This window comes from Fibrobacter sp. UWB5, from assembly GCF_002210295.1.
In the GTDB taxonomy this organism is placed as follows: Bacteria; Fibrobacterota; Fibrobacteria; order Fibrobacterales; family Fibrobacteraceae; genus Fibrobacter.
The window spans coordinates 330,942-343,855 of the sequence record NZ_MWQH01000002.1 but is presented as its reverse complement, the minus strand read 5'-3'; the positions used below and the strand labels follow the sequence as shown (position 1 = coordinate 343,855).

General features: G+C 50.4%; 14 protein-coding genes and 1 tRNA gene. 5 read left to right on the top strand and 10 right to left on the bottom strand.

The genetic code is table 11. The annotated features are described in order from the left end of the window. Positions 1-46 precede the first annotated feature (46 nt). Together B7989_RS05865 and B7989_RS05860 are read left to right on the top strand one after the other, a co-directional pair. Complete coding sequence (locus B7989_RS05865) at positions 47-913, top strand: NAD(P)/FAD-dependent oxidoreductase (protein WP_088627621.1); 867 nt, start codon at positions 47-49, stop codon at positions 911-913. 134 nt (positions 914-1,047) lie between these two features. Further along, positions 1,048-1,785, top strand: a complete 738-nt coding sequence (locus B7989_RS05860; RefSeq protein ID WP_088627620.1) for a hypothetical protein — start codon at positions 1,048-1,050, stop codon at positions 1,783-1,785. Here the strand turns inward: B7989_RS05860 and B7989_RS05855 are convergent. The 9 genes from B7989_RS05855 to B7989_RS05815 all read right to left on the bottom strand — a co-directional run bounded on the left by B7989_RS05855 (position 1,782) and on the right by B7989_RS05815 (position 9,777). After that, positions 1,782-3,164: a TldD/PmbA family protein gene (locus B7989_RS05855; protein WP_088627619.1), complete on the bottom strand. Its 1,383-nt coding sequence runs from the start codon at positions 3,162-3,164 to the stop codon at positions 1,782-1,784. The genes B7989_RS05860 and B7989_RS05855 overlap by 4 nt on opposite strands. A gap of 1 nt (position 3,165) precedes the next feature. Further along, entirely contained in the window at positions 3,166-3,957 is a 792-nt protein-coding gene (gene hisF, locus B7989_RS05850) for an imidazole glycerol phosphate synthase subunit HisF (protein WP_073320237.1), read from the bottom strand. 6 nt (positions 3,958-3,963) lie between these two features. After that, entirely contained in the window at positions 3,964-4,287 is a 324-nt protein-coding gene (gene trxA / locus B7989_RS05845) for a thioredoxin (RefSeq protein WP_088627618.1), read from the bottom strand. Between the two features lie 38 nt (positions 4,288-4,325). Continuing rightward, positions 4,326-4,973 (bottom strand): DUF3575 domain-containing protein, encoded by a 648-nt coding sequence (locus B7989_RS05840; protein ID WP_088627617.1) that lies wholly within the window; start codon positions 4,971-4,973, stop codon positions 4,326-4,328. A gap of 21 nt (positions 4,974-4,994) precedes the next feature. Continuing rightward, on the bottom strand, positions 4,995-6,554 hold the full coding sequence (locus B7989_RS05835; protein WP_088627616.1) for a hypothetical protein: 1,560 nt from the start codon (positions 6,552-6,554) through the stop codon (positions 4,995-4,997). A gap of 44 nt (positions 6,555-6,598) precedes the next feature. Next, entirely contained in the window at positions 6,599-7,360 is a 762-nt protein-coding gene (locus B7989_RS05830; protein WP_088627615.1) for an RNA methyltransferase, read from the bottom strand. A 53-nt stretch (positions 7,361-7,413) separates the two neighbouring features. Continuing rightward, positions 7,414-7,484, bottom strand: a tRNA-Gln gene (locus B7989_RS05825). Between the two features lie 44 nt (positions 7,485-7,528). Next, positions 7,529-8,929 carry a hypothetical protein gene (locus tag B7989_RS05820; protein ID WP_088627614.1) on the bottom strand — a complete coding sequence of 467 codons (1,401 nt, stop codon included), beginning with the start codon at positions 8,927-8,929 and terminating at the stop codon, positions 7,529-7,531. Continuing rightward, positions 8,926-9,777, bottom strand: coding sequence for a TIGR02147 family protein (locus B7989_RS05815; protein WP_073320217.1), 852 nt, complete (start codon positions 9,775-9,777; stop codon positions 8,926-8,928). Before B7989_RS05815 ends, B7989_RS05820 begins: the two co-directional genes overlap by 4 nt. Before the next feature lie 245 nt (positions 9,778-10,022). Between B7989_RS05815 and B7989_RS05810 the strand changes: the two genes are divergently transcribed. The 3 genes from B7989_RS05810 to B7989_RS05800 all read left to right on the top strand — a co-directional run bounded on the left by B7989_RS05810 (position 10,023) and on the right by B7989_RS05800 (position 12,192). Further along, positions 10,023-10,823, top strand: a complete 801-nt coding sequence (locus B7989_RS05810) for an alpha/beta hydrolase (RefSeq protein WP_144264980.1) — start codon at positions 10,023-10,025, stop codon at positions 10,821-10,823. 147 nt (positions 10,824-10,970) lie between these two features. Then, complete coding sequence (locus tag B7989_RS05805; protein WP_073320211.1) at positions 10,971-11,717, top strand: hypothetical protein; 747 nt, start codon at positions 10,971-10,973, stop codon at positions 11,715-11,717. Positions 11,718-11,733: 16 nt separating this feature from the next. Then, positions 11,734-12,192 (top strand): hypothetical protein, encoded by a 459-nt coding sequence (locus tag B7989_RS05800; RefSeq protein ID WP_088627612.1) that lies wholly within the window; start codon positions 11,734-11,736, stop codon positions 12,190-12,192. Here the strand turns inward: B7989_RS05800 and B7989_RS05795 are convergent. After that, positions 12,189-12,914, bottom strand: coding sequence for a UDP-2,3-diacylglucosamine diphosphatase (locus B7989_RS05795; RefSeq protein ID WP_088627611.1), 726 nt, complete (start codon positions 12,912-12,914; stop codon positions 12,189-12,191). The two genes, B7989_RS05800 and B7989_RS05795, sit on opposite strands and share 4 nt — an antisense overlap.

Here is a 12,914-nt window from a genome sequence, read left to right as displayed (position 1 = left end):
ATTTGTATTTTATCGATGAAATAATCGAAAAGATATTGAGGCTTTTATGACAGATATGCTGATTTTGGGCTACGGGCCCGCAGGAATTTCAGCCGCCCTCTATGGTTTAAGGGCCGGTCTTTCGGTCCAATTGATCGGCAAAGACGGCGGTGGCTTGGCAAAAGCCCACATGATCCAGAACTACTATGGACTTGAAAAGCCCCTTAGCGGCGAAGAACTTCTAGAAGTGGGCCACAAGCAGGCCATGGCCCTTGGTGCCAAAATCATCGACGACGAAATCACCGACCTCATGTTTGACGGTCAAGGTTTCTCGGCAAAGGGTCTTGTCGGCGAATACCACGGAAAAGTTTGTATTATGGCTACAGGCGCAGCCCGCAACAAGCACCCCGTAGCGGGCATGACAGAACTCGAAGGCCACGGCGTAAGCTATTGCGCCGTTTGCGACGCATTCTTCTACCGCCAGAAAAAGGTGGCCGTCCTTGGTACAGGCGAATACGCCCTCCACGAAGTCCAGGAACTTGCGCAAGTCGTCGCAAGCATCACGCTTCTTACTAATGGCGCTCCCTTGACTGCATCATTCCCGCCCAACGTACGCATTGAATCTCGCCACCTGCAATCTTTGGTGGGCGAAGGCCAGTTCAAGGGCGTCCACTACGAAGACGGCATTGAAGAAGAATTCGACGGACTCTTTGTAGCCCTCGGAAGCGCAAACGCCACAGACCTCGCCAAGAAGGCCGGCGCAGGCTTTGACGGCCCAACATTGGTTCTCGACAAGGATTTCCAGACGACTCTCCCTGGACTCTTCGCTGCAGGCGACTGCACCGGAGGAACCCTGCAAGTTGCCGTCGCCGTAGGCGAAGGCGCCAAGGCAGGACTCGCCGCTATCAAGTATTTAAGGGAGCATAGGGCCTAGATCGAATTTAGATTCGTTCAGTTCTAAATTAGATCATGCGTCGTATCACTCTACTTACTAACCCCGACAAATGCAATTTACGTTGCGCGCTGTGCTTTTTAAGACAGCGCGGCATAGTCTCTTATTCCGGCGAAATGCCTTTTGAAACCGCCAAGGCCGCTATCGAAAAGTACGCCGCCGAACGCGACGAAGCCGGCAATCTGTTGCTAAAAGAAGTCATCCCCTCCACCATGGGGGAACCTCTACTTTATTCAAAATTCGAGAATCTGCTACACCTTTGCGAAATGACAGGCGTCAAGATGAATCTCACCACTAACGGGACATTCCCGGGCAAGTGGGGCACTCCGTCGGTCATGTTCGAACTGGTTCAGGCCTGCAGCGACATCAAGATCAGCACGCTTGCCTACGAAATGGGCGGATTCCTCCGCAACCTCTGGCGCGAAAACGTGGAGAAGCTTATTGAATGCCGCAAGCGCAGACTCGATTCCAGCGCCACGATTTCTCTGCAAGTGACTTTGCACCGCGAAAATCTCAACGATTACAAGGACCTTATCGCCTGGGCCGAAACGGCCGGCGTCCAGCGGATCAAATGGAATCCGGCTGTATTCATTCCAGATACATCGGCAATTCTCGAAAGGCGATTCAAACTCAGCAAGCAAGAACTTGAATCACTCCGCCACGAACTTCTCGAAGGCTCACTCCATTCGGACAAAATCAAGTACGAAGGTTCCCTGTTCCTGGAAGATCCGACCGAAGACTGCCCCATGAGCGGTTCATGCACCAAATGTCCTTTTACGGACGAAGTCTGGATCTGGCCAGATGGTCATGAAGACCACTGCCCCAATCCCAAAAGACGCTGGAGTAAATTCTAGCGGCCGCCGACCAGGATCTGGTCCACCTTAATCGAAGGCTGACCCACAGTTACAGGCACATGTCCAGAACTTGCACCGCAGACACCTGCGGCCACTTCCCAATCTGTACCCACCATGCTAATGCGGGGCATGATTTCATGGCCCTTGCCGATCAAGGTTGCTCCGCGCACCGGTTCGCAAATCTTGCCGCCACGAATCACATAGCCTTCGTCAACGGCAAAATTGAATTCGCCAGTTGCCGGGTTCACCGAACCGCCCGCCATGCGTGCAGCATAAAGACCGTTGTCAACGCTTGCAATCATCGAATCAAGCGTATCCTTGCCGGGAGCAATAAAGGTATTGCGCATGCGGCTTACCGGCGCATACTTGTAGCTTTCGCGGCGAGCAGAACCCGTGCGGGCAATTCCGACTTCCTGGGCACCCACGCGGTCGCTCATGTAAGTCTTCAAGATTCCGTTTTCAATCAGAGTCGTGCGCTGAGTGGGCGTACCTTCGTCATCGAACTTCAGGCTACCCCACACGCCATCCATGGTACCGTCATCAATAGCGGTCAAGCAGGGTTGGCCAATCGCTTCGCCAATTTTACCGCAGAACGGGCTTGCACCACGACGGACCGATTCCGTTTCAAGCGGATGTCCACAGGCTTCATGGAAAATCACGCCGCCAAAGCCATTGCCCATCACCACAGGCATCTGGCCGCCCTTAATATAGCCCGCCGAAAGCATTCGCAACAGGCGTTCTGTCGCATCGGTGGCCAATGCTTCAGGCGAATAATTTGCTAAAAGTTCATAACCGCCCAAGGCGCCGGGAGCCTCGTGCGTCGTCAATCTTTCGGTTCCGTCGGACACCGTCACGGTCACATTCACGCGCAAGCGGGCACGGTTCATCGACAAATTCAAGCCTTCGCTGTTCATGAGCGTAATCGTAGAGCAAGAATCTGTCACCGAAGCGCCCACTTGAACTACTTTATCCGAAATCTTGCGGGCAGCCTGGTCTGCGCGGAACAAGAAATCCTGCTTTACGGCCTGTCCCAGCACTCGCGGGTCCTTAAAGGCGGCCACATTGTAGTCGGCGACGCGCTTTTCAGGCGCAAATTCCACCGGAGTTTGGCTCATCTTGGCGATACGGCCAAAAGCAAGCGTCTTCACGAGCTTCACAAGCGCTTCTTCGGAATCGTCGCTCGTAAATCCATAAAGCACTTCGGTTCCGTAAATCAAACGGATTCCGATACCGTATTCAGTGCCAGCCGTCGCAGACTCGATCTGGCTCGATTTGAGTCCGAGCATCGAACTGCGGGTTTCTTCTTCGAATATTTCGACAAAGTCCGCACCGGCACTCTTGCCTGCTTCAAAAATCTTGACCGCAACAGAAGTGTTCAACTTACACCTCGCCGTTCATTTTCTTGCGCACAGGGATTCCTGCAGCAAGCATTTCTTTCTTGATTCCGGGAACAGTGTAATCGCCAAAGTGAACCATCGAAGCCACCAGGGCCGCATCGGCTGAAGTCTTGCGGAACAAGTCCACAATGTGGGCCGGAGTTCCGGCACCGCCGCTAGCAATCACCGGCACCTGCACCGCACGTGCCACCTGGTCGGTAATATTCAATTCATAGCCATTGCGAACGCCATCGGTATCGATTGCATTCAGGCAAATTTCGCCGACGCCCAGGTCTTCGGCCTTCTTGGCCCATTCCACGGCATCGATGCCCATCGCCTGGCGGCCGCCACGAATATACACTTCGTAGCCGCTCTTGAATTTGTCCGAAACGCCCACGAACTTCGCATCCATGCCCAAGACCACGCACTGACGACCAAAGGCCTTCGCGCCCTCGGCAATGATTTCAGGGTGCAACACGGCAAGGCTGTTCACGCTCACCTTTTCGGCTCCGGCCAAAAGGGCTTCGTGCATGTCATCCAGGTTACGGATACCGCCACCCACCGCAAACGGGATAAAAACGCGGTGAGCGATCTGGCGAATCATCTCCATATCGCACGGGCGATTTTCGGCACTGGCCGTAATATCGTAAAACACCAATTCATCGACACCGTCGGCGCTATACTGCGCACCCATTTCTACGGGGTCACCGATATCGATATTACCCTTAAACTTGACGCCCTTCGTCACCTTGCGGTTACGGACATCAAGACATACAATCAAACGTTTGGTCAGCATGAGTTATTACAGGTTCCGGTCGATAACGCCCTTAACGGTGGCCTTCGGTACGGCGCCCACCACATTGCCCACTTCCACTCCGTTCTTGAAGAGTTTCATGTTGGGAATGTTCGTGATGCCAAAACGGGCACAGATATCGCCCACACCGGGTTCGTCCACATTCATCTTGGCAATGACCGCACGGCCATTGTATTCGTCGGCAAGTTCATCGATGATGGGACCCATCATCATGCACGGACGGCACCAGGTAGCCCAGAAATCCACAAAGACCAGCTGGCCCGAGGAAATCACTGAGTCAAAATTCTCTGCAGTCAAATGAATTGCTGGCATACAAATCTCCAATTTTTTCCAAAAAATAGAAAAAATGCCTAGAAGGCGAACCCGAACGTGTAGTTTATGTCGTAGCCCGAGCCCACGGTAGCAACCCTATCGACATCGTCTTCAGCCTTTGCCGAGGCCGAATAGTGAGAATAGACATAGCCGATATCGAAGGACGTCGTAAAATGGCCAGAACGGAACTTGTGACCGACATAAATGCCAAAGCCAAAACCGTTCGCATGGGCATCGACATTATCCCTGGAATTACCTTCATAAGTGTATTCCAGGCTCACACGGTCGTAATTGAAATGTCCTGCCAAATACAGACCGCGATGTCCTTCGTTCAAGTAAACACGCAAACCTTCCGAAATACCGAACAAGAAGATATCAAGGTCTTCATCGCTATCCGAAAATTCCGCCCAGACAATATAGGGTCTGGTAATCAAGGAAACATGGCTTGCCAGGTTCCCTTCAATCGTCAAGAAAATGGACGGGATATCGAACAGAGACAGAATGAACATCGATACCGGGTGGATCGAGACCGCAAACATCGGTTCGTCATTTTCGGTATGGTTGATATTTACCACCGGCGTTTCCTGTTCCTGGGCGCCAGAGGTATAGGCATAAGGATCATCTACAACCTGGGCCGATACAAACGCAATCGAGAGCAAGCATACCGAAAGGATTTTCTTAATCATATTTTCTCCATTTATTTAAAATTAAAAAGCAAGAACAATGCCTGCCGCCAAGAGGCCAACGCCCAAGGCACCAAGTCCAATGGCTACACCGCACTTGGTATCGCCGCTGTCATTCAATTCATGGTTATCCTTGACCATCTGGCGAGTGTCGTCACTATCGAATGCAGACAAATTCTCGTATGCATGCTTCTTATCGGCAGCCTTGCTCCAATCGCGTTCAGCCAAGTACCACATCACGCCACCGGCAATAATGGGGATAATGGAACCCCACAACAATCCGCGGCCGATACGTCTCTGGCTACGTTCCTTATTGAAAGCATTTTGTTCTTCGATAAATTCAAGATCGTCAAGCACAGGCGTCATGTCCACATACACCAGGTTCGGCATGTACGGCTTGATTTCCGTTGTCACCGTAGTATCGCGGTAACCCACCTTTCTAAAGTAGATTGTCGCCTTGACCTGCGGTTTTACGCCATCCACCACCACGTCGGTCATGTGGTCAGGCATCCTGTTCAGCGAAGGTTCCTGGTTCACGTAAACTTCGGCCGCTTCCGGGTTCGAATTAAGCGTCAAGCGAGTCGAAGGACGAAGCACCGGAATCGTCACCTTGTTCACGCTATCGGCATTAATTTTAACAACGGCAGAGCCCCACCATTCTACGTCTTTCAGTACTTTCATCACCGAAATCGTATACTTGCCCGGCTTGATATTCTTAATCGTATCCGGGGCCACGATCTTCAGCGGGATGCCGTTGACATACAAGGAGCAGGCCTCGGGCTGCGAGACCACCAGCAGGTTGGCATTTCCCGGCGGATAAAGCTCGATCGTTTCTTCAACAACCTTCACAATGGGAACCACATAGTTCGAAAGCGAAAGGTCAATCATCACGTCGTCTTCCATGTTATAGAGACGCTTCAGTTCGTACCTGAATATCTTGATGTAAGGATTCTTCTTGGCAGCGGCAATACTGTCCTGGATTTCGCGCTCACGGATTTCCTGTTCCATCTTCGCGATTTCTTCCATCTTTACGCGCTTGTCTTCTTTTGCCATTGCCGTCGCAAGGTCATCGTCGGCGCCATCATCTACCGGAGCGGCCTCGGCCTTGGTCGTATCGGCCTGGGCAGCCATCGAATCCTTGACGGCATCCGTCATGATGATTTCGGTAGACTTCGCATTCAAATCCACTTCTTCATTTTCGTCTTCAGCCTGTTCCACTTCCTGACCATTGCTTTCTTGAAGGGCAATCGCCTGCTTATCGGTCAGATGTTCAATATGGCGCAGTTCGGCTTCGGTCGGCTTTTTCAGGTAGACCGTATCGTTTTCAATCTTTACAAAAATGGCTTCCTGTTCCGAAGAATCACCATTCACCCAATAGCGCACAGGAACTTCGCGCCATGTCGGAGCCTCTTCCGAAGAAGACGACACCGCCTGCGACGAAGACGACTGCACTACCGCAGAAGACACGGCCTGCACAGAAGCAGAGTCAACCGGTGCAGCAGGTTGTTCAGCCACAACATCGTCGGCAAAAGCGAAAACGCTAGCCAACGCAAAAAACGACGAAAAAACAATTCGCTTAAACATATTGTAAAGATAAATAAAAAAAGCGAAAAAGTCTCTACAGACCGCTATTTTTCTTTCACTAGCTTAGCGCAATAAATGGGGCCGCGGCCCTCGGAGCGATCAGGCAAAATATGCACACCAAATTCGGTACGATCGGCGCCAGGCAGCAAGTTTTCAATCATCTCGAAACGCATCGCCGGCCTTTTTTTCAGGATTTTCTTGACAACATCGTCATTTTCCATCGGCGAAAGCGCACAGGTGCCATAAACCACGGTTCCACCCGTTTTCAGGGCATCTACCGCCGAAGCCAGGAGCGCCCCCTGCTCTACAGAAAGTCTCTTGACTCGCTTTGCAGACCATACTTCCAAATGCGCCGGAGAATTCAGCACATGCCTGTCCGAAGAACAGGGCGCATCCAGAAGAATCTTGTCAAAGCATTCCTTTTTATGGAGCCCAAACTTCATGCCGTCGTAACCCGTCACCTTGATTACGGAACGCCAGCTTTCGGGCAAGGAATTTTCAATCACATGCTGCAGGCGCAAACGGCGATCCGGCGAGCGGTCGTTACTTTGTAAGGAACCTTCGCCCTTAAGTAGCGACGCTATCACCAGCGTTTTTCCGCCAGGGGCGGCACACATATCAAGTACGTCATCGCCAGGTTCCACTCCGAGAGCACGCGCCGCAAACACCGAAGCCTCGTCCAAAAAATACGGTTCAAGACCTTCGCCAAAGCGAAGTTCCGTCGCACAACCATCCCCTTTCAGGGATTCCAGCAAAGCGGGCCAACGGTCGCCAAAAAGCTTCTCGTAGTAGTCGAAAAATTCCATAATCCAAAAATAAAAAACTCTCTGCTCAGGGGTACGAGCAAAGAGTTATATCGTTGAGCTACCAGGATTCGAACCTAGACAAACAGAGTCAGAATCTGTTGTGCTACCATTACACCATAGCTCAATGCGCCCCCAAAGTTAGTAAAAGAATTTCACTTCGGCAAGGGGTTATTTGAAAATATTTTGATTAGGCGGGGTGTAAGTCATGCCCTGAACCTGCTGGGTACCGCCTTCAGGCAGAGATACCGGAGTAAAGGTCACGAAATAATCCGTCGTAACGTCCGAAGCACGCAAGGTAGCAATCACTTTCGGAATACCCGAATAGAGCACCACCTGCTGGGCTCCCGAAGGCAAGTCGGAAAGTCTCAGTTCACTGCAGGTCGCATCGCGAACAAAGTGCGAAGTACCCTTGATGCCAACAACCACGCTGTTCACCATGCAGTCGCTCGATTGAGTAGTATCTTCACGATCCACCACCAGAGACACGCGGCTAACCAAGGTCGAAGGACGAGACAAAGTTACATCCTTCACTTTCAAGGTATCCTTCAGGTTTTCAATATCTTTCTTGGTCAAGTAGCGGGACACGCCAGCCTGTGTCACCAAGTCGTCCTGCAGCTTGCGGAATTCGAAGCGGAAGGAATCGCCCGGCAAGGAATCCGGAACCGGCAGCCACCAGCGACCAAGACTGTCAGTCGTGGTCTGGACTTCGAACTTCATCGAATCGCCTTCGACAAAATTGAAGCCGTAAATATCCTTAATCAGCATCACTTCGACATCGGCGCAGGGATTGCCGTTCTTGCACATCACCTTGCCCGAAAGACGAGCCACATTCTTCGCTTCCTTTTCAGATTCCTTGATCAAGGAATCGGCACCCGTCGTGGTACTCCAGACAATCGGACCGGAACTTACAGAATCGCCGGACTTGATCTTGCCGAGATCCAGGGTGCGGTAGATAAGACTATCCGCAAAGCCAAGAGACTGCATGCGGGCAACCATCATAGAATCGCCCGGGAAAATTTCCATGGCCCATTCGCCTTCAGGAATCAGCATCGAGAAGCTGTCAGCGGCGAACACGTCGTTACAGAACGGAGTTCCGGAAAGGCAAGTCATAAAGTGGCCGCCCACAGAAACCGCGGAATCTTCCACTTCTTCAAAATAGAGCACGCTCGTTACGACAGCCGCCTTGGCAAGCTGGATGCTGTCGTAAGCCTTGGCCTTCAAAGTCGTACGCGGCAAGTAGAACACTTCAGCGGCGGACGTATCGATCACGGCCAGCTGGAAGGTGTCCGACAAGGCGGAATCAAAAGAATACACGCCTTCGGAATCGGTCACGACTTCAATCTGTTCGGGAACATGCAAAACACTATCGTAAACGGCCATGCGGGCCATACGGACCATGGCATCCGATGCGGGAGTTCCGTCAACGCGAAGCACGACACCCGAAACCTGGGTTTCAGCAAGCGTATTGCCGGTATCCGTCACCGTACCTGCGACCTTTTCGTTACTGCAACCAATCAAGGAGACCGCAAACGAGGCCAGGCAAGCTAACAACGAAAACTTCTTGCTCATTCTTCCTCCTCGGTTTCTGGCGGCAGGTCCACCTTTTCCTTACTCAGCGGGAAAAACTGGATATTCATCTGGCACACCATGGTTTCACCTTCATCCGAACGGATAATATCGACCACTTCCTTACGGAACAGGTCAATCTTACTAATAATACGTTCGAGTCCTTCAGCAGAAACGCTCATCGTCATACAAGATACATTTCTGCGTTCGGTACTGTAATGATCCAGGGCATCTTTACCGAGGTCCATCATCTGTTTCTGGAACTGATGAACGAAAAGCGACGAGATTTCGGAGCCGCTAAAGATAGCCTTGTTAACCGAGCGATAAAAACCTTTTTCGTCCAGTTCAATCAACTGCATCGACAAAAGCAGCTGGATAGCCTGCTTTGCCTGCGGAAGAGTGATACGGGGATTCAGGAACAAAGCGAGTTCCTGGATATTCTTCGGGCCCACGTTCAAGACGGACAACGCCTCGCGGACGGCCACGTAATACCACTTACTGTAGTATTCCTGCTGACTCTTGGTCAAAGACTTGATGGCGCTCGGAAGAAGCGCGGACATCTGCTCGAAGATTGCCTGCTTAGACGCCGGCGTGGTGGCATGCGTAAAGTCCACCATCAGCGTGAAGTAGCGGCCTTCCTTTTCATTCAGGCCTAGAGCCGCAATAAACTTGGGCAACATCTGAGGCGTAAGCGACTTGCGCCCGCGGACCAAGTCCAAATAAAAGCCCGACGAGGAATACCCCGCCTTCTTGGCAAAGGACCTGTAGGAAAAGTATCGCTGCACGGACTTACGGTAGTCGTAATAGTCCTGCAGGAACTTTCGGTAGTTGTAGTAAGCGTATACGTTCATCAACCTAAATATACTTTTTTTGTGAATTTTTGGGAACACCTATTTTTGAAATTGTTTTGTAAATTCCCGTAAATCTTGCAAAAAAGAACAATCCGTGAACACTTTTGAAAAAAGAAGTGATACGCTTGCCAATTTTTTTAGATATATTCAAGGAACACCCAATCCCATCCTTTGGACTTTCGTCTGGAAACAGGCGAAAGTCCTTTTTCTTTGCCAACCCGATTCAATTTTCTAAATTTGGCGCCATGAACAGCTCTTTGCAAAAAATCGGCCGATTTCTAAAAAATACCGCCTTTAGGCTTTTACGCATTGCAGGTATCTTAATCGTTATATATATAAGTATGGTTTTCTACCTGGCTCTCACCGAACGCAGGAACGCATTCCCGAGAGCCATCTATCATAAAGAAGCGAACGAAGCAATCCAGGGTAAAGCAAAAGCCCTCACCTGCATACTCGAAGACGGCACGGTCCTGAATGGATTTACCCTGGGCAACGAAAACGATCCCGTCATGCTCTACTTCCCCGAAGCCGATGAAGATGCAGCCCAATTCCTCGCGCAAGTCGATTCGCTCCCGGGAACAAACATCGTCGCATTCAATTACCGAGGTTCCGCCCAGAACAAGGGTACGCCCAGCGAAGACACGTTTGAAAACGACGCCAAGCAAATTACGGAATGCGCAGCACAAGTAAACGGCCATGCCCCGCAAACCCTTGTAGGACGTGGCATGGGAGCAATCTCGGCAATCAACCAACATACAAATCACGAACAAATTATCTTAATCGATCCTATCTTCGATATTGCCGACGCCATTCACCAAAAGTACGGATTTCTTTATCCTAAGTTCCTGATTCGCACTAACTTTAAAGTATCCACAGACAAGCTAAAAAAAGCACAAAATAACACAACTGTACTCTTCGATAAGAAACAATTCGAAGAAAGAACGAAGGCCGAATATTCCAAATTGGAGGGCGCCAAGTTTTTTGTTCGAAATGGAGAGAGTCTCCAAAAAGTGTTGATTTTATCACAAAAACGCAATTTATTTTGATAAAATCTGACAAACGTTGTGTGAAATTTCGCACAAAAAAAACTTTTTGGGAACAGATTTTAATGTTTTTTTCTTATCTGCATTGATTTTGCTGGGGAAAATTATTAGTTTACCTTGAAAACCACAAATAAACAAAAAGAGGTGTTTATGGATACTATCATTGTAAAAATGGATATTCGCGGTTTTCTGCGTTTTCCGGACCAAGCCATCAAGACAATGAAACTTGACAAGATGGCGAAGCAAGAAAACTCCAAGAAAGGGGAAGTCATTGAGATCGGTCCATACGCCGATATCGAAGTCGACCCTGTGGGTAAGCGCGTAGCGATTACGCCCACCAAGGAAGCAAAGACCACGTCTTTCCGTTTCATTGTTGGTGTCAACTCTACAAAGTCCAAGTTCCTGTACTTCAAGGGCGCCCTGAACGCCATCGGCGAAAAGATCGTCACCGGTCCGTACGAACTTGAAAAAGAAGGCAACAAGTACATCTTCACGAGCAAGAATTCTACCAAGAAGAAGGGCCCGTGGAAACTGATTGCCTGCCGCAACTCGATCGCAAACAAGACCATGCTCTCGATCGACTCTCGCGGAACCATCATTTTCGACCGTCACACCAGAGATGCCGTGAACACTCAGGTGAACAAGACCATGATCGCCGATTACGATCGCGCCAAGAAGGTCTTCAAGCTTTCCTTCAGCAAGGACAAGGGCTTTATCAACGTGCGCACGATTGCTAGCCACGCCAACGCCTCCTTCATGGGCACCTTCTCCTCTCACGGTCTGGCTCTCCCCAAGCAGAGCTTCCGTACCGAATGCAAGGTCGAAGGCAAAACCATCACGTTCAGCGTAGCCTCCTTGGTTGCCGAACAGAAAGCTGCAGAAAAGTCCAAGAAATAATTAGTCGGAGTCTCTTATGATCGACATTCTCAAGTTGTTCTATACGACGCACTATAATCTGGGTGCATTGGCGATTTTGTTTGTCCTTCTCCTGATTTTCTTCTTGACCAAGAAGAATTTCAAGGGAGCCATCATCGTCTTCGCCATCCTTATAGTCTACAATGTCGGAATCTACAAAAGGACCGAAGGTAAGTCCTGGACCATCGAAATCGACCCGCCGGAATCTGCTGCCGTGAATGATGGATACGGCAACTACACCAAGCCGCAGCCGATCAAGATGACCTTCTCCGCAACTCCGGAGAAATGGACTATCACCGACGAAAAGGGCGAAACCCATCACTGGTGCTGGCTAGACGACATGTGGGACAAGGTCGCCAATACGGACGTGGTCGCCTGGATCTGGGGCGAAAACGCTAGCAAGAAAATGATGAAGTCGACGGAAACCCGCGCAAACAACGCGGAAAACGCCAACTAGGCTTCAAAATTCTGAATATCAAGCTCACCTGCTTCCATCCGGAGGTAGGTGAGTTTTTTCATCCAGTCGCCGGCAGACGCCACAATCCCTTTTTCGACATTCCAAATGCCCGAAATATGGTGATGGCCCAGAATGCAGTAGGAGCACCCCGTCTTTTCAAGCATACGGTTTGCCCAATGCAGGTATTCTTCCATCTTGATAATGCGGGACTCGCCCACCTTACGGCTGTTTCTGCCCACAAATCGGGCAAGGGCCATCCCCCAATCCGGATGGAGTTGGCGGAAAAGGAATCGATTCAGCGGGAAATCAAGCACTCGACGGAACAACCGGTAACCGAAGTCGGATTTAGCGACGCCATCGCCATGGCGGAAATAGACTTTTTTCCCCTGAATATCGAGTTTCAATTCCTTATGAGTCAAGACACCCAGTGATTTCGGGAAGAAATCTCCATAGGCAAAATCGTGATTCCCCTGCAACAAATGGACTTCGCAGCCGGATTTTACCAGTTCCCGCATGGCAAAGAACAAATCCATATGATTACGGCAAACGTAATCATTGTATTCGTACCAGAATTCAAACAAGTCGCCCACGATTACCAAATGCGAAGCCTTGCCCTTGATTGATTCCATAAAACGGACAAGGGCCTGCTCGCGATTCGGGACTGAGCCAAGCGGGTTTACCCCGAGGTGCGCGTCAGATATAAAGTAGGCGGACGAATTCAT